Origin of the sequence: Bradyrhizobium yuanmingense, from assembly GCF_025200905.1 — a bacterium.
GTDB lineage: Bacteria > Pseudomonadota > Alphaproteobacteria > Rhizobiales > Xanthobacteraceae > Bradyrhizobium > Bradyrhizobium yuanmingense.
On sequence record NZ_CP104173.1, the window covers coordinates 551,037 to 566,765 of the forward strand.

Consider the following 15,729-nt stretch of genomic DNA (forward strand, 5'->3'; position numbering starts at 1 on the left):
CGAGACGGGTGAGGGGTTTCTCTCCGCGAATTCAATGAGACTTGGACGCGCGGAGAGATACCCCTCATCCGGCGCTTCGCGCCACCTTCTCCCGCAAGAGGAGAAGGGAAAACCGCACCTACACCGGTATCCGCACGCTCGCCCTCAATCCCCCCATCGGGCTGTCGCCCAGCGTGATGTCACCGCCATGGGAGCGGGCGATGTCGCGGGCAATCGCGAGCCCCAGGCCGGTGCCGCCTTCGTCCTGGTTGCGGGCGTTGTCCAGCCGCAGGAACGGCTTGAACACCTCTTCGCGCAAGTGGGCGGGAATGCCGGGGCCGTCATCGTCGACGGTGACGGTCAAATAACGGTGATCGCGTTGGCCGGTGATGGCGATGTTCTTGCCGTAGCGCGCTGCGTTGGTGACGAGGTTGGCGAGGCAGCGCTTGAACGAAGCCGGCTTCACCGTCACCACGGGCAGGCCGTTGAAGGCGACGGTCGCGGTATGGCCGTGACGCTCGGCATCGCTGCGCAGCTCCTCGAGCGCCTGCGCCATGTCGGTCGGCTGCGACTGCTCGCCGGAATCGCCGCGGGCGAACGCAAGGTAATCCTCCAGCATCATCGACATTTCGTCGACGTCCTTGCGCATGCCTTCGAGCTCGGGACTGTCTCCGATCAGTGCCAGCTCGAGCTTGAAGCGGGTCAGGATGGTGCGCAGATCGTGGCTGACGCCGGCGAGCATCGCGGTGCGCTGCTCCATCGTGCGCTCGATGCGCGACTTCATCTCCAGGAAGGCGACCGCCGCGCGCCGCACCTCGCGCGCGCCGCGCGGCCGGAAATTCGGGGCCTCGCGGCCCTTGCCGAAACTCTCGGCGGCATCGGCGAGGCGCAGGATCGGCTTGATCTGGTTGCGCAGGAACAGCACCGCGACGATCAACAGGATCGAGGACGTGCCGACCATCCAGAACAGGAAGATCTCCGAGTTCGAGGCATAGGCGGCGCTGCGCTGCGCGAACACGCGCATCACGGCGTCGTCGAGCTGGATGCGGATCTCGACCAGGTTGGAGCGGCCGACCGTGTCGATCCAGAACGAGCGGCCGATCTGGCGGCCGAGCTGCACCGACAGCGTCTGGTCGAGCAGCGAGAAGAACGGTTTTGGTCCCGGCGGCGGCATGTCACCGGCAGGCAGGAAATCGACGACGAGGCCGAGTCGCTGCTGCGCGATGCGGCGGATCTCGGTGCGGTCCTTGTCCTGCGGATAGCCCTTGTAGACGTCGATCAGCGCGGCGATGTCCTGCACCACCGCGGCCGACAGGCGGCGCGTCACCGTGTTCCAGTGCCGCTCCATGAACACGAAAGCGACGACCGATTGCAGCACCACCATCGGTACGATCATGATGAGGAGCGCGCGGGCGTAGAGGCCGGTCGGCATCCAGCCCTTGAACGCGTTGCCCATCCAGCCGTTCGCGGCGGAGACGCGGCCGGCGGCGCTCTTCAGAAGCGTCAGGCCGGTATCGATCGTGCTCATCTGGCGCGCTTCACTGCGGTTCAGGGCGAGGCCACCAGGCGGTAGCCGATGCCGCGCACCGCCTGCAGGAACAGCGGATTGGCGGGATCGGTCTCGATCTTGCGCCGGAGGCGGTTGATCTGCACGTCGACGGCGCGCTCGTTGACGCTGCCATTGCCGGTCAGTGCGCTGCGCGGCACGGTCTCGCCCGGCGTCTCCGCGAGAATCCGCAGCATCTCGCGCTCGCGGTCGGTGAGGTGGATGACCTCCTCGCCCTGGCGCAATTCGCCGCGTTCGAGATGGTAGACATAGGGGCCGAAGGCGATCTTCTCGATCGTCGTGGCCTGCGGCGGCGGCGCGGCGCGCTTGAGGATGTTGTTGATGCGCAGCGCCAGCTCGCGCGGCTCGAACGGTTTTGCGACGTAATCGTCGGCGCCGATCTGCAGGCCCTCGATGCGGGCTTCCGCCTCGTGGCGCGCCGTCAGCATCACGATCGGCACCGACGACGAGGTGCGGATGAAGCGGGCGAGGTCGAAGCCGGTCTCGCCGGGCATCATGACGTCGAGGATCAGGAGATCGAAATGCAGGCCCATCAGCTTCGAGCGCGCATCACCGGCGCTCGCCGCGGTGGTGACGCGGTAGCCTTCACTTGCAAGAAAGCGCGAGAGCAGGTCGCGGATGCGGCGGTCGTCGTCGACCAGCAAGAGATGCGGGGCATCGTCGGCCGGTTGCACCGGCGGGCGCGCGAGCGTGGCTGCGAGCGGCACGGTCACTCCTTGGCGTCTTGTTTGACGGCAGCGAAGATCGTCTCCAGCACCTTGTCCGGATCGTCGCGGTCGATCATCGCGCGCAGGAAGCGCTTGACCGTCTCGGCGTCCTGCGGACCCATCTCCGCGAGCGCCCTGGTGATCCGCGTGGTCTGCAGCCCGGCGAGCTTCTGCACCAGCGCCTCGCCCTTCGGCGTCGCGTAGAGCAGGCGCTGGCGACGATCGTTGTCGCCGGTCTTCTGCACGATATAACCCTCGTCCAGGAGCTGCTTCAGCACCCGGCCGAGCGACTGTTTGGTGATGCGCAGGACGTCGAGCAGGTCGGCGACCTTGAGCCCGGGATAGCGGTAGACGAAATGCATGACCCGGTGATGGGCCCGGCCGAAGCCGAACGCCTCCAGCTCCTGGTCGGGATCGCCGACGAAATCGCGATAGGCGAAGAACAGCAGCTCGATGATATCCCAGCGCAAATTGCCTCCATCGCCTGCGGCCGGCCGGGGCGCGGCAGCGTCTTGAGAAGGAGTCGCGAAATTTATGTCAGGCATATTGACGTATCTTGGGTTCAATGTTACAAAACGATCGACCCGCACGAAATTTTAGATCGTTTCGCGCCGGGTGGCGTCGGAGCAGGACGGCCGGAGAGAGCCGGACAGGCGGCGACGGCCGAAGCAGATCTACCGTGCGATTGTCGAGCGGCATTTCGGCAAAACATACTGGACTTCCGCCTTCCGCAAAAGCATGTCCTCGATGACATGCTGGCTGCGGAAACCGGCCGTAACATGGCTGGCGGCGGTCCGGCCAGAAACCAATCAAGCCAGCCGGGCCCGAACGGGCAGGCGGGCGCGAGAAACAGCGCCGCCACCGGCAGCGGGAGGCAAGGACATGAGCATGATATTCGACATCCAGCCCGCATCCAATCCGACGCCCGAGAAGGACCGCGTCGCCAAGCTGGTGGATCCCGGCTTCGGGCGGGTCTTCACCGATCACATGGCAATCGTCCGCTACAACCAGGCCAAGGGCGGCTGGTACGAGGCGAAAATCGAGGCGCGCGCCAACTTCCAGCTCGATCCCGCCGGCGCGGTCCTGCACTACGCCCAGGAGATCTTCGAAGGCCTGAAGGCCTACAAGCGCGACGACGGCGGGGTGAACCTGTTCCGTCCCGACGCCAATGCGCGCCGCTTCAAGGACTCGGCCGATCGCATGGCGATGGCGCAGCTGCCCGAAGACGTCTTCATCGAGGCGGTCGAGCAGGTCGTGGGCATCGACCGCGCCTGGATGCCGGGCGGCGAGGGCAGCCTTTACCTGCGGCCGTTCATGATCGCGAGCGAGACCTTCCTCGGCGTCAAGCCATCGTCCGAATACATCTTTGCGGTGATCGCCTCGCCGGTCGGCTCCTACTTCAAGGGCGGGCCCGCGCCGGTCTCGATCTGGGTGTCGGAGAACTACACGCGCGCCGCGATCGGCGGTACCGGCGCGGTCAAATGCGGCGGCAATTATGCCGCGAGCCTGCGCGCCCAGGCCGAAGCGATCCAGCACGGCTGCGACCAGGTCGTCTTCCTCGACGCGGTCGAGCGCCGCTACATCGAGGAGCTCGGCGGCATGAACGTATTCTTCGTGTTTGAGGACGGCTCGCTGTCGACGCCGCCGCTCGGCACGATCCTGCCCGGCATCACCCGCGACTCCATCATCACGCTCGCCCGCGACGCCGGCAAGACGGTGCGCGAAGAACCCTATACGCTCGAGCAGTGGCGCAAGGACGCGGCCTCAGGCAGGCTGAAGGAAGCCTTCGCCTGCGGCACCGCCGCGGTGATCTCGCCGATCGGCAAGGTGCGCTCGGTCAGCGGCGATTTCGACATCTCGGGCGGCGCCGCCGGCCCCGTCGCCATGGGCCTGCGCAAGCAGCTCGTCGACATCCAGTACGGCCGCACCAACGATCCCCACAACTGGATCCGCAAGGTGTTTTGATCACCCTCCCCTGAAGGGGTCCGGGACGAGCGTAGCTCGCCCGTGGGTCGATCGCGCGCAGCGCGAGCGGGGTGGGGTGATCTCTCAACACGGGCAGTGTTCGATGTGGAGAGACCCTCACCCCACCCCGTCTCTCATCTTCGCTACGCCCAGATGCGAGCCGACCACGGGCGAGCTACGCTCGTCCCGGGCCCCCTCCAGGGGAGGGTAAAAAGCGCAACGTTTGTGGCTTATTGCGCACTGAACGTGCTGCTGCCGACGTGCGACAAAGCCAGGACACAACAAGCGTCCCGGACATCGCGATCATGGCAACAAAGCTCTCCCAACCCATGAAATGGGTCGTTCTCGCCGCCATCACCGGCGTTTGCGTTTTCGGCATCCTGACCGTCGGCCCGACGCACGAGGTTGCTGCGCAAGACCGCTCGCCGATCGTCGATGTGCGCACCGGCGATCCCGAGATGAACACCGCGATCGCTCGCGCCCGCGGCTCGCTGCCGACCTTCTGGGCCTCCTATGAATCGCCCAAGCCGTCCGAGTCTGGTCACGCTTTGAAGGTGCGCTTTACGACCCGCAAGGGCGGGGAGCACATCTGGATCGGTGAGGTGAAGAAGCTGCCCGACGGGACCTTGACCGGCGTCTTCGCCAACGAGCCGCGCGATCTGCCGGGCAAGCGAGCCGGCGATAAGGTCAAGTTCGCGGAGGCCGACATCTCGGACTGGATGTTCATGCGCAACGGCAAGATCGTCGGCGGCGAGACCATCAAGCCGACGCTGAAATCGCTGCCGAAGGCCGACGCGGACGCGCTCCGGGCGCGAATGGAGCAGCCGTAGGGCAGTTGCCGCCCCGCGCCGCGGCTGGTAAACGCCCGCATGGCCGAGAAACCCAAAAAACCCCAGAAACTGAAGGCGCGCCTGCCGCGCGGGCTCGAGGATCGCGACCCTGCCGCGATCCGGGCGACGCGCGAGATGGTCGAGAAGATCCGCGCCGTCTACGAGCTCTACGGTTTCGAGCCGGTGGAGACGCCGGCGATGGAATATACCGACGCGCTCGGCAAATTCCTGCCGGACCAAGATCGTCCGAACGAGGGCGTGTTCTCGTTCCAGGACGACGACGAGCAATGGATCAGCTTGCGCTACGATCTCACTGCGCCGCTGGCCCGCTACGTCGGTGAGCGCTACGGCACCGACGGTCTGGTGCTGCCCTATCGCAGCTACCGCGTTGGCTACGTCTTCCGCAACGAGAAGCCCGGCCCCGGCCGCTTCCGCCAGTTCATGCAGTTCGATGCCGACACGGTCGGCTCGGCGACGCCGGCGGCGGATGCCGAGATCTGCATGATGGCGGCGGACACGATGGAGGCGCTCGGGATCGCGCGCGGCCAGTACCTGGTGAAGGTGAACAATCGCAAGGTGCTCGACGGCGTTCTGGAAGCCATTGGCCTCGCGGGTGAAGAGAATGCGGCGCGCCGACTGACCGTGCTGCGTGCGATCGACAAGCTCGACAAGTTTTCCGCGGATGAAGTGCGCAAGCTGCTCGGTCCCGGACGCTGGGATGGCGGGGAGGAAGGCAAGGGCGACTTCACCAAAGGCGCCAATTTGAGTGCGGCGGAAGCCGATGTTGTTCTCGCCATCACCAAGCCGCGCGAGGATTGGAGAGAAGCAATTGCCGCGGCAGAAACCTATCTCGCCAAGAGCGAAGTCGGTCAGGCCGGCGTCAGCGAGCTGGAAGAGATTGCAAAACTGGTCACGGCCTCGGGCTATGGTGCGGATCGTATCAAGATCGATCCCTCGGTCGTGCGCGGCCTCGAATATTACACCGGTCCCGTCTACGAGGTCGAACTCCTGCTCGATACCAAGGACGAGAAGGGCCGCCCGGTGCGCTTCGGCTCGGTCGGTGGCGGCGGGCGTTATGACGGCCTCGTCTCGCGCTTCCGCGGCGAGCCGGTGCCGGCAACCGGCTTCTCGATTGGCGTATCGCGGCTGCAGGCCGCGCTGACGCTGCTCGGCAAGCTCGACACGCGGCCCGAATTCGGCCCGGTCGTCGTCACCGTGTTCGACCGCGACCGCGTGGCCGACTACCAGAAGATGGTCGCGAGCTTGCGTACCGCGGGCATCCGCGCCGAGCTCTATCTGGGCAACCCGAAGAACATGGGCAACCAGCTCAAATATGCCGATCGCCGCAACTCACCTTGCGTCATCATCCAGGGCTCGGATGAAAAGGCGCGCGGCGAAGTGCAGGTCAAGGACCTGATCGAGGGCGCCAAGGCGGCCGCTGCGATCGCCTCCAACCAGGAATGGCGCGAGACCCGGCCGGCGCAGTTCTCGTGCAGCGAAGCCGATCTCGTCGCAAAAGTGCGCGAGGTCCTGGGCCGCCATGACGTGAAGTGGGGCTAGCTATTCGCAGGCCGCGTCATGCCCGGGCTTGTCCCGGGCATCCACGTCTTGTTTGATAGAAGAGAACGTGGATGGCCGGGACAAGCCCGGCCATGACGACAGCAGCAGGGAGAGAACAATGCCTGAGATCACCATCAGCATGGCCGAAGGCCGTACCGACGAGCAGAAGGCCGGCATGATGCGCGACATCACCCAGGCGCTGGTGAAGAATCTCGGCGTCGATGCCGATGCCGTCGTCATCCAGATCAACGAAGCCCCGCTCCGTCACAAGATGAAGGGCGGCAAGACCTTCGTGGAGCGTGCGGCGGCGGCGAAGAAGTAGCGGTCGACGGTTCTGCATTCACCGCTGTCGTCCCCGCGAAGGCGGGGACCCATAACCACAGGGAGTGGTATTGGGCCAGCTGGTAACTCCGAGCCTTCGCCAAACTTGATCCTGTGGTTATGGGTCCCGGATCTGCGCGCGCTTAAGGCGCGCTTGTCCGGGACGACACTGAGTGTAAGGGGTCCATGGACGCACGCGACTTCATCACAACAGGCATGAGCGCCGAGCGCACGCTGGTGGTCCCGGTGGAGCGCACCGTCGGGCATTTCGTGTCAGGCATGCCTTTTGTCTACGCGACGCCGATGATGATCCTGGAGATGGAGATGGCATCGGGTGATGCGATCCGCTCAGCGCTTCAGCCGGGCTGGGTCACTGTCGGTACCGAGGTCGACATCCGCCATCTTGCCGCCGCGCTCGTCGGTGCGACCGTGCGGACCACTGCAAAGGTGGTCGCGGTCGAGCGCCGCGTCATTCGCTTCGAGGTTGAGGCATTCGAGGGCCCGCGCAAGCTCGGCGAAGGCCGCCACGCCCGCGGGCTCGTCAATGTCGAGATGTTCAACAAGCGGCTCGGGGCTTAACGCGGCTGTGGATTTCGCCTAATCCACCTTCCGCGCTTTTGGAGACGAATACGACGTTTCCTGCTCCCTGCGGAGACGCACGGCAGACAGCCTCTCGTCAATCGCCACATCCGCCCAGGTGATGCAGGTGTCTTTGGCTACCGCCTTGGTCAATCGCACATTGTGCGCAAGCCCGAGTGGCAGATAGCGCTTTTCAAGGGAGGTGCTGGCGGGCGTCAGTTTGCCGAAGACGGTGTAGCCGCCTTCTCCGTCGAGCATGTCTCCCTCGCGCAAGTCCTTCTTGGCTGTGGCAGCAACATCGGCGTTGAACGTCGTGGCGACGCCTGTCGCCTCATTGCGCAGAGCGATCGAGGCAACTGAAATTCCAAGCTCCAGCCCTATGAGATGCCACTTCTTGTAGGAGCTCATGTAACGACCGCTCGGATCGGTGACGACGCTGTATTCCTGGAAACAGTTGCGGATGTAATCGCTGTCGCCTTCGAAACAGACCCACACGCCCTTGCGGATGTCGTTGGGGATGGGCCTGCCTTCGGCCGTCAGGCAGGATACGACCTCGACCTGGCCCTTGGATTCCAGGATGCCGCCCTCCGAACTGGGGCGCATCAGCGTGGGGATGTCGTCGACCGATCCCGGTGGGAATGCAAGGCCATGCGAGGGCGCCTCCAGGCCGGTTGCGTTCGCGATCGCGGCAGATTCAATCGCAGGCTTGGAGCCGTCGAGGAACGCGTTGAACATTTTTGGATTCATGCCCCCGCGCGCAGCTTGCTCTGCAGACAATCCCCAGTGATCCCAGACCGTTTCGGGCGTCGATTCCCGGTAATGCGGCAGCCATTTGTGGCCACGGCCCGCTGCCACGACGGGAAAACCGCAGGCCCTCGCCCAATCTACGAGGTCGCAAGCGAGAGCCGGCTGATCGCCATAGGCCAGGCTGTAGATCACGCCGGCCTGCCTGGCTCTCTGCGCGAGGATCGGTCCGCAGAAGGCGTCGGCTTCGACGGTCACGTTGATGACGGCCTTGCCTGCAGAAAAGGCGCCGAGGCAGTGCTCGACCGCCGCGACAGGATTGCCGGTGCACTCTGCGATCACCTCGATGCCTTCGCACTTCACAAGCGCTTCCCAGTCGTCGGTCAGGAAGGTCGTGCCGTACTTGAGAGCATCCCCGAGTGAGGTCGCGGCGAACTGCTCCGGGCGCCACCCCACCCGGTACAGGTTTTCGCGGGCACGCGATGGGGACAGGTCAGCAATTCCAACGAGATGGACGCCCGGCGTACGCAGGACTTGATGGAGATACATTGCGCCGAACTTGCCCGCCCCGATCAGTCCGATTTTGATGGGGCGCCGCTCGGCCTGTCGTTCGAGAAGTTTCGCGTAGAGGTTCACGATTGCTCTCCCTATCGGCAACGACCGGGATCGCCGCGCATTCGGCCGCCGAAGCGCTCTGATCCGTCTACTTCGCCAATTCCTTCGACCGCTGCGTGGCCGCGGCGATGGCGCGGATCATGAGTTCGCGCAGGCCCGGCTCGCCCATCAGCACACTGAGCGCGGCGGCCGTGGTGCCGCCGGGCGAGGTGACGTTCTGGCGCAGGGCGCTGGACGGCAGCTCCGACTGGTGCAGCAGCTCGCCGGAGCCGGCGACGGTCTCGCGGGCGAGCTTGGTCGCCAGCGCCTCCGGCAATCCCGCTTCGACGCCGGCGCGGGCGAGCTCTTCGGCGAGCAGGAACACATAGGCCGGGCCCGAGCCGGACACGGCGGTGACCGCGTCCATCAATCCTTCATCCTCGACCCATTCGACCGAGCCGGTGGCGCGCAGCAGCGCATCCGCCACCGCGCGCTGCGCGGCGCTGACGTTGTTCGCGGCAACAGCGACGGTGATGCCGCGGCCGATCGCTGCCGGCGTGTTCGGCATCGCGCGCACCACGGCGCCGCCACAGACCTCTTGGAGCAAGGCGATCGTGGTGCCTGCCATGATCGAGACCACCGACGTCTTGTCCGAGACGAACGGCTTCAGCTTGGCGCCGGCCTCGCGGAACATCTGCGGCTTCACCGCCACGACCAGCGTCTCGACAGCGCCTGCGGTCTTCACATCAGGATTGAGCACGACGCCCTTGGCGGCCAGCGCGGAGATCTCGGGCGCAATGTGCGGCTCGATCACCGCGACGCGGCGCGGATCGAGCCCGCCCGAAAGCCATCCGGTCAGCATCGCGCCGCCCATCTTGCCGGCGCCGGCGAGCAGGATGGTGCCGGTGATGTTTTGAAGAGGGTTGTTTGCCATCGCCGTTGCCACGTGTTTGCTGTCATCCCCGCCTAGTGCGCAATTGCGCACGGGGGGCGGGGATCCCTGCGCGAGCGATTGCTCGTCACATAACCACAGGCGGTTCTAGTGGATCGAGGTGTCGGCAACAAGCCGCGTGCCACAAGTGGCCATCACGCGGTATGGATCCCGGATCGTGCGCGCTTTGGGCGCGCTTGTCCGGGATGACGTAGGGAGCGAGCTGCCGCCCTTGCGCCTTGGGAAGGCCCTACGCCTCCCCCACCGTATCGAACATCGCCGCGTCCATCGCCTCCGCCGTGCTCTTGCCGGCCCACACCACGAACTGGAACGCCGGGAAGTAGCGCTCGCAGGCATGAATGGCGCCGGCGAGCATGACCTCGCATTGCGCGGGCGAGGCGGTAAGGCCGCCCGGCAGCACCAGGGCCTGGCGGTGCATCACCATGCCGGTGGTGGTCCACAGGTCGAAATGGCCGACCCACAGCTGCTCGTTGACGGCGGCGACGAGCCGCTGCACCTCGCCGCGGCGCGCGGGCGGAATCTTCATGTCGAAGGCGCAGGCCAGATGCAGCGCCTCGATCTCGCCCATCCAGGTAAAGGAGAGCTGGTAGTCGGTCCATTGTCCCTTGGAGACAATCGTGAGCTCGTCCTCGCCGGAGCGTTCGAACGGCCAGTTGTTGCTGGCGGCGATGTCCTCGACCACCGCGAGCGGATGGTTTCTGGAATCGATAGTGCCTTCGAGCAGGGACATGCCGTCTCGACCTCTTGCCTTCTTGTTGTCTTTGATACGCACGCGGTTGGGCCCGGCGCGCACTCCCTAAAACGTCGCTGCGGCGTCCCTCGGATCAGCCTTTGCAATCCCCTCGGAGTCGCTGTTGCGATCCTCGGATCAGCGCGGGCCTGTCGCGGATCAAGTGATGTGATTTGCGGAATCTGCGCAACGGGGTCGCGAGTCCGTCCACAAGCCAGGACTCGTTCGTCCACAGCTCATCTCCGCCACAATTCTTAACGGACGAGAACAAACCGGAATCGGATTCGGCAAAAAAGCTCGCCGCAAATTCCGTGGGGCGAGGGCCGGACCGCCGTGCGGGCATGGGACCATGCGCTTGGCCCATGCGGAACACGCTTGCCGCGACTGCCCGGCGGCGGCATATTTCCTGATAGGCCGTTCATCCCGGACGGCCGATGTTCTCAGGGCGGGGTGAAAGTCCCCACCGGCGGTAAGGGCCGACAAGCCCAAGCCCGCGAGCGCCTTCCGCGAGGGCTATCCCGAACGGAAGGGTCAGCAGATTCGGTGCAACTCCGAAGCCGACGGTTAAAGTCCGGATGAAAGAGAACGGTCGCTGGCAGACGCATCGCAAGGTGCGGCTGTTTGTCGTTCCGTGTGCCCTGATTCTGGTCCTTAAACCGAGGAAAGCCATGAATCAGATGCTGCAAGACCCCCAAAACGAAACGTCCCAAACGCCGCCGCCGGTTCCCGTGGATCCGGCCCCTGCGCATCCGCGTTTCGCCAAGCCGCAGCGGGTGGCCTTCGTGCAGGCCTGTTGGCACCGCGACGTGGTCGCGGAAGCCCGCATCGCCTTCATGAAGGAGGCGGAAGCCCGCCACCTCACCCATGTCGACGTGTTCGAGGTGCCGGGCTCGTTCGAGATCCCGCTGCACGCGCAGGTCCTCGCCAAGACGCGGCGCTACACCGCGATCGTCGCGGCCGGTCTCGTCGTCGACGGCGGCATCTACCGCCACGAATTCGTCGCCGACACCGTGATCAAGGCGCTGATGGACGTGCAGCTGCGGACGGAGGTGCCGGTGTTCTCGGCCGTGCTGACGCCGCAGCAATTCCACGAGACCGAGGTGCACTACGATTTCTTCCGCAAGCACTTTGCGATCAAGGGCGTCGAAGTCGCGACCGCCTGCGCGGAGACGTTGCACGGCCTGGAGCGCCTGCGCGGCCAGGTCGCGGCGGGGATCGTGGGGTAGGCAATGGTCATTCCGGGGCGCGCGCAGCGCGAGCCCGGAATCCATTGATCGACACGGATTGCTGCAAGATGGATTCCGGGTTCGGCGCTGACGCGCCGCCCCGGAATGACGGTGCTAGATCAAATCAGTCGAACAGGCTCGACACCGATTCTTCCGCCGCCGTGCGCGCGATCGCATCCGAGATCAGGCTGGCGATCGGCAGGGTGCGGATGTTCGGCGCCTTGGTCACCGCGTCGGTCGGCAGGATCGAATCGGTAATCACCAGCTCCTTCAGCCTGGAGCCGGCGATGCGGGCGGCGGCGCCGCCGGAGAGCACGCCGTGGGTGATGTAGGCGTAGACGTCCTTGGCACCCTTGGCGAGCAGCGCATCGGCCGCGTTCACCAGTGTGCCGCCGGAATCGACGATGTCGTCGACGAGGATGCAGGTGTGGCCGGAGACGTCGCCGATCACGTTCATGACCTCGGACTCGCCCGGCCGCTCGCGGCGCTTGTCGACGATCGCGAGCGGGGTGTTGATGCGCTTGGCGAGGCCGCGCGCGCGGGCGACGCCGCCAACGTCGGGCGAGACCACCATCGTCTTGGTCAGGTCGAACTTGTCCTTGATGTCGCGCACCATCAGCGGCGCGGCGAACAGGTTGTCGGTCGGGATGTCGAAGAAGCCCTGGATCTGGCCGGCATGCAGGTCGAGCGTCATGACGCGGTCGACGCCGGCCTGCGTGATCATGTTGGCGACGAGCTTGGCCGAGATCGGCGTGCGCGAGCCTGACTTACGGTCCTGCCTGGCGTAGCCAAAATAGGGCAGCACTGCGGTGATGCGGCGCGCCGAGGAGCGGCGCAGCGCGTCGGTGATGATGAGCAATTCCATCAGATGGTCGTTGGCGGGGAACGAGGTCGACTGGATGACGAAGGCATCCGAGCCGCGGACGTTCTCCTGGATCTCGACGAAGATCTCCATGTCGGCGAAGCGCCGCACCACCGCCTTGGTCAGCGGCAGGTCGAGCCCTTGCGCGATCGCCTGGGCGAGGGCCGGATTGGAGTTGCCGGCGACGAGCTTGATGGAGCCGTTTTTGGCCGACATGGACGCTTCCTCCCGCGCTTTGCTGGATACGACCTTCAACATCAGAAAATACCCGCTGGCAGCACGGTTACGACGGGCGAGGAAATATCAGGCGGAAGGCCGCGATGGCAACCCGGGATGCTACGTTTTCCCTTCGAAAATCCTGAGTCGGGCCAACGGCTTGGCCGCAAGTTGAGGCCGTGGTTTAGCGGGGGTTATTCCTCGGCATAGCCGAGCGCTGATGCCGGCATGTCCGGCGCGGGAGCGTCCTTGACGACGCTGGCCACCGCCGGTCCGCGCAATGCCGGAGCCGCGCCGGGTGCATCCGGCGTTCCGTTGATCATGTTGGAAAGTCCGCTGAATCCGGCCTGGGCGATCTTCCGCAGCACGAGGTCGTCGGCAGCCAACCACGCGTCGCGCCCGCCCTTGGCCGAGGTCGGTTCCTCGCCGGAGAGACGCAGCGCGCGCTGCTGATTGGCGTCGTAGACGTCCCAGACCCAGGCGATCACGGTCTTGCCGCGCACCACCTGGGCGGAGAGGTAGCTGCGCACGCGATAGGCAGCCGTACCTTCGCGGGAGACCACGGACAGGCTGCGCAGCTTGGATTCGCTGTCGAGCACGCCGACCATGCGGTCGAACACTTGCGGAGGTGGCCCGTCGATCGATTCGAAGGCGATGGTGGCCCCGCTGCCGGCGCTCGGCGCCATCGCATAGGAATTGGCGGCACTGCCGCCGCCGCCGGCGCAGCCGCCCAGCGCGGCCGCCGCCACCAGCAGCATGACCGCCAGCACGCGCGAACCCGCGCGGCGGAAGATGAATGACGCGTCCCTCATTATGGAGGGCAGCGATATCGTTAAAATCGATTAAGGTCTAGGGCAGGCGCGACACATCCCCACTGTCATTCCGGGGGCGATGCGCAAGCATCGAACCCGGAATCCATTTCGCCGCGTGAATTGCCGCACGATGGATTCCGGGTTCTCGCTTCGCGAGCCCCGGAATGACACGGGGTTGCCCCTGTGTTCACCCATCCAGCGCAATCGCGTGAACGTGACGGCCGTAATCCGGCTCCTTGCGATGCACCGAACGCCGATAGCTGAAGAAGCGCTCGTCGGCGTAAGTATCGAGGCCGAGATCGTCGATCATCAGGATGCCTGCGGCCTCGAGCCGCTTGCGGATGAAGCCGGCGAGATCGAACATCGCGTGGCCCTCGCGCACCGAGGGGATGAAGAACACAGTGTTCTCGGCATCCTGTTCGATGAAGCGCGCCACGAACTCGTTGCCGACCTCGTAGCTGTCCTGGCGGATCAAGGGGCCGATCGCGGCGATGATGCCGCCGCGCGTGGCGCCGAGCTGCTCCATCGCCGCGATGGTGGAATCCAGCACGCCCGTCAGTGCGCCCTTCCACCCCGCATGCGCGCCGCCGATCACGCGCGCCTTCGGATCGACGAACAGCACCGGCCCGCAATCGGCGGTGGAGACGCCGAGCGCGATGCCTGGCGTCTTCGTCACCAGCGCATCGCCCTTCGGCCGTGGCCCGCTCGGCCACGGTGCCTCGGCAACCAGCACGTCGGGCGAATGGATCTGGTGCAGGCTGAGGAAGCGCTCGGGCGCAACGCCGACATGCTCGGCCATGCGGCGCCGGTTCTCGGCGACCAGGGTCTGATCGTCGTTGGAGCCGAGCCCGCCGTTCAGCGCGGAATAAATGCCGCCGGAGACGCCGCCTTCGCGGGTGAAGAAGGCATGGCGCAGGCCGGGCACGGCCGACAGCAGCGACGAAGCTATCGTCATGAGGCCTCTCCTGCCTGTTCGAGATCGCTGAGGCCGGCAAGGCTTGCCAGCCGCGGCTCGGAGATGCCGAGCACCTTGAACATCGAGCCCATGCCGCCACGCCCGGTATCGGTCAGGCGCCTGAGTGCCACCGAAATGTCGGTGGCAACGTCGGGCGCTGCTTTCTGCATCAGGGCGGCGGCGCGGGTGTCGATGCCGATCCGCTTGAGGAAGTCGCCTTGTGTCACCGGCCCATGCACGCGCGCGCCGACGTCCTCGGCCGCGCGCGCCAGCGCCTGGAAATCGACATGGGCGGTGACGTCGGCCTGGCCCGGCGCCTTCAAGGGATCGGCGAAGGTGTGGCGCGCAATCGCCTGGAACGTGTCGCCGGCGTCGCTGCGGAGGTGGCCGTAATCGATGATGAGCGCCGCGCCGTCCTGGTCGCGCACGCGCGTGGCAAGCTTCATGATCTCGCCGTCGGGGCGCCACTCGAACACGGCGCCGATGGGGGCGGCGCGCACCAGGGGCGGCAGCAGCACGTCGAAGCGAGGCGTCGGCTCCGGCGCCGCGCCGAACTGAAGCTTGCCGTTGGGATCGATCTCGATCACGCGCTCGTGCCAGCCGTTCTCGAGCCGGACCATCTGGTGGATCGGCAGCACGTCGAAATATTCGTTGGCGAGGATGATGCTGGGGCCCTCCGGCACCTCGTCGATGCTGTCGTGCCAGGCGATGTTGCGCACGTTGGCGAGCGTCGCGCTCTGCCGGTCCCGCAACACGGGATTGACCTCGACCATGTGGATGTGGAGCGCCTGGTAGAGCGGGGGCAGCACGCGGAGCGCGCGCAGCGCATCCGCCATCATGGTGCCGCGGCCGGGGCCGAGCTCGATCAGCCGCACAAATTGCGGCGAGCCCATCTGCTTCCAGACCGAGGCGGTCCACAACCCCAAGAGCTCGCCGAACATCTGGCTGACTTCGGGCGCCGTGGTGAAGTCGCCCTCGCGCCCGAGCGGATCGCGCGAGACGTAATAGCCGTAGCGCGGATGCATCAGGCACAGTTCCATGTACCGCCAGACCGGCATGGGCCCGGAAGATTTGATCAGCGCCTTGATCTCGTTGAGCAGCGGCTGGTCGGTCACGGCGATCTTCTCGAA

The 15,729-nt window shown here is 65.7% G+C and carries 16 protein-coding genes and 1 riboswitch; of the genes, 6 read left to right on the plus strand and 10 right to left on the minus strand.

Translation table 11 applies throughout. The annotated features are described in order from the left end of the window. Nucleotides 1-118: 118 nt before the first annotated feature. Genes N2605_RS02635 through N2605_RS02645 form a run of 3 tightly spaced genes read right to left on the minus strand, consistent with a single transcriptional unit; the run spans nt 119 to nt 2,798 of the window. On the minus strand, nt 119-1,507 hold the full coding sequence (locus tag N2605_RS02635) for an ATP-binding protein (RefSeq protein WP_036009312.1): 1,389 nt from the start codon (nt 1,505-1,507) through the stop codon (nt 119-121). A 20-nt stretch (nt 1,508-1,527) separates the two neighbouring features. After that, nucleotides 1,528-2,259, minus strand: a complete 732-nt coding sequence (locus N2605_RS02640; protein ID WP_036009315.1) for a response regulator — start codon at nt 2,257-2,259, stop codon at nt 1,528-1,530. Further along, nucleotides 2,256-2,798, minus strand: coding sequence for a MarR family winged helix-turn-helix transcriptional regulator (locus tag N2605_RS02645; RefSeq protein ID WP_050991840.1), 543 nt, complete (start codon nt 2,796-2,798; stop codon nt 2,256-2,258). The genes N2605_RS02640 and N2605_RS02645 overlap by 4 nt, the downstream gene beginning before the upstream one ends. 337 nt (nt 2,799-3,135) lie before the next feature. Between N2605_RS02645 and N2605_RS02650 the strand changes: the two genes are divergently transcribed. The 5 genes from N2605_RS02650 to N2605_RS02670 all read left to right on the plus strand — a co-directional run bounded on the left by N2605_RS02650 (nt 3,136) and on the right by N2605_RS02670 (nt 7,508). Next, entirely contained in the window at nt 3,136-4,218 is a 1,083-nt protein-coding gene (locus N2605_RS02650) for a branched-chain amino acid aminotransferase (protein WP_260345723.1), read from the plus strand. Nucleotides 4,219-4,523: 305 nt separating this feature from the next. After that, the gene (locus tag N2605_RS02655) at nt 4,524-5,048 is read left to right on the plus strand and encodes a YegJ family protein (RefSeq protein ID WP_036009354.1); all 525 of its coding nucleotides are present in this window, start codon (nt 4,524-4,526) and stop codon (nt 5,046-5,048) included. Nucleotides 5,049-5,087: 39 nt separating this feature from the next. Next, complete coding sequence (gene hisS, locus N2605_RS02660) at nt 5,088-6,608, plus strand: histidine--tRNA ligase (RefSeq protein WP_260345724.1); 1,521 nt, start codon at nt 5,088-5,090, stop codon at nt 6,606-6,608. 118 nt (nt 6,609-6,726) lie between these two features. Beyond that, entirely contained in the window at nt 6,727-6,930 is a 204-nt protein-coding gene (locus N2605_RS02665; RefSeq protein ID WP_025033847.1) for a tautomerase family protein, read from the plus strand. A 185-nt stretch (nt 6,931-7,115) separates the two neighbouring features. Next, nucleotides 7,116-7,508: a thioesterase family protein gene (locus tag N2605_RS02670; RefSeq protein WP_036009365.1), complete on the plus strand. Its 393-nt coding sequence runs from the start codon at nt 7,116-7,118 to the stop codon at nt 7,506-7,508. Nucleotides 7,509-7,526: 18 nt separating this feature from the next. Here N2605_RS02670 and N2605_RS02675 read toward each other — a convergent pair whose 3' ends face one another. From N2605_RS02675 to N2605_RS02685, 3 genes are all read right to left on the minus strand, one after another. Beyond that, on the minus strand, nt 7,527-8,888 hold the full coding sequence (locus tag N2605_RS02675; RefSeq protein ID WP_225174221.1) for an NAD(P)H-dependent oxidoreductase: 1,362 nt from the start codon (nt 8,886-8,888) through the stop codon (nt 7,527-7,529). 67 nt (nt 8,889-8,955) lie between these two features. Then, nucleotides 8,956-9,780: a pyrroline-5-carboxylate reductase gene (gene proC, locus N2605_RS02680; protein WP_109145982.1), complete on the minus strand. Its 825-nt coding sequence runs from the start codon at nt 9,778-9,780 to the stop codon at nt 8,956-8,958. A gap of 247 nt (nt 9,781-10,027) precedes the next feature. Then, nucleotides 10,028-10,528 carry a type III secretion system chaperone family protein gene (locus tag N2605_RS02685; protein ID WP_036009392.1) on the minus strand — a complete coding sequence of 167 codons (501 nt, stop codon included), beginning with the start codon at nt 10,526-10,528 and terminating at the stop codon, nt 10,028-10,030. 432 nt (nt 10,529-10,960) lie between these two features. Then, nucleotides 10,961-11,119: riboswitch (FMN riboswitch) on the plus strand. Nucleotides 11,120-11,196: 77 nt separating this feature from the next. On the opposite strand from N2605_RS02685, the gene N2605_RS02690 reads away from it, so the two are divergent. Then, nucleotides 11,197-11,754: a 6,7-dimethyl-8-ribityllumazine synthase gene (locus tag N2605_RS02690; protein WP_036009395.1), complete on the plus strand. Its 558-nt coding sequence runs from the start codon at nt 11,197-11,199 to the stop codon at nt 11,752-11,754. A gap of 124 nt (nt 11,755-11,878) precedes the next feature. On the opposite strand, the gene N2605_RS02695 is transcribed toward N2605_RS02690, so the two are convergent. The 4 genes from N2605_RS02695 to N2605_RS02710 all read right to left on the minus strand — a co-directional run bounded on the left by N2605_RS02695 (nt 11,879) and on the right by N2605_RS02710 (nt 15,714). Next, the gene (locus N2605_RS02695) at nt 11,879-12,832 is read right to left on the minus strand and encodes a ribose-phosphate pyrophosphokinase (RefSeq protein WP_036009398.1); all 954 of its coding nucleotides are present in this window, start codon (nt 12,830-12,832) and stop codon (nt 11,879-11,881) included. Between the two features lie 194 nt (nt 12,833-13,026). Then, the gene (locus tag N2605_RS02700; RefSeq protein WP_260345728.1) at nt 13,027-13,644 is read right to left on the minus strand and encodes a hypothetical protein; all 618 of its coding nucleotides are present in this window, start codon (nt 13,642-13,644) and stop codon (nt 13,027-13,029) included. 187 nt (nt 13,645-13,831) lie between these two features. Continuing rightward, nucleotides 13,832-14,599 (minus strand): peptidoglycan editing factor PgeF, encoded by a 768-nt coding sequence (gene pgeF / locus N2605_RS02705; RefSeq protein WP_260345730.1) that lies wholly within the window; start codon nt 14,597-14,599, stop codon nt 13,832-13,834. Continuing rightward, complete coding sequence (locus tag N2605_RS02710; protein ID WP_260345733.1) at nt 14,596-15,714, minus strand: class I SAM-dependent methyltransferase; 1,119 nt, start codon at nt 15,712-15,714, stop codon at nt 14,596-14,598. The genes pgeF and N2605_RS02710 overlap by 4 nt, the downstream gene beginning before the upstream one ends. Nucleotides 15,715-15,729 lie beyond the last annotated feature (15 nt).

Bases quoted from the DNA above. Each gene is read 5' to 3' on its own strand.
- N2605_RS02700 (WP_260345728.1), bottom strand. From the start codon at position 13,644: ATGAGGGACGCGTCATTCATCTTCCGCCGCGCGGGTTCGCGCGTGCTG.
- N2605_RS02665 (WP_025033847.1), top strand. From the start codon at position 6,727: ATGCCTGAGATCACCATCAGCATGGCCGAAGGCCGTACCGACGAGCAG.
- N2605_RS02650 (WP_260345723.1), top strand. From the start codon at position 3,136: ATGAGCATGATATTCGACATCCAGCCCGCATCCAATCCGACGCCCGAG.
- N2605_RS02685 (WP_036009392.1), bottom strand. From the start codon at position 10,528: ATGTCCCTGCTCGAAGGCACTATCGATTCCAGAAACCATCCGCTCGCG.
- N2605_RS02695 (WP_036009398.1), bottom strand. From the start codon at position 12,832: ATGTCGGCCAAAAACGGCTCCATCAAGCTCGTCGCCGGCAACTCCAAT.
- N2605_RS02690 (WP_036009395.1), top strand. From the start codon at position 11,197: ATGAATCAGATGCTGCAAGACCCCCAAAACGAAACGTCCCAAACGCCG.
- hisS (WP_260345724.1), top strand. From the start codon at position 5,088: ATGGCCGAGAAACCCAAAAAACCCCAGAAACTGAAGGCGCGCCTGCCG.
- N2605_RS02635 (WP_036009312.1), bottom strand. From the start codon at position 1,507: ATGAGCACGATCGATACCGGCCTGACGCTTCTGAAGAGCGCCGCCGGC.
- N2605_RS02670 (WP_036009365.1), top strand. From the start codon at position 7,116: ATGGACGCACGCGACTTCATCACAACAGGCATGAGCGCCGAGCGCACG.
- proC (WP_109145982.1), bottom strand. From the start codon at position 9,780: ATGGCAAACAACCCTCTTCAAAACATCACCGGCACCATCCTGCTCGCC.
- pgeF (WP_260345730.1), bottom strand. From the start codon at position 14,599: ATGACGATAGCTTCGTCGCTGCTGTCGGCCGTGCCCGGCCTGCGCCAT.
- N2605_RS02655 (WP_036009354.1), top strand. From the start codon at position 4,524: ATGGCAACAAAGCTCTCCCAACCCATGAAATGGGTCGTTCTCGCCGCC.
- N2605_RS02645 (WP_050991840.1), bottom strand. From the start codon at position 2,798: ATGCCTGACATAAATTTCGCGACTCCTTCTCAAGACGCTGCCGCGCCC.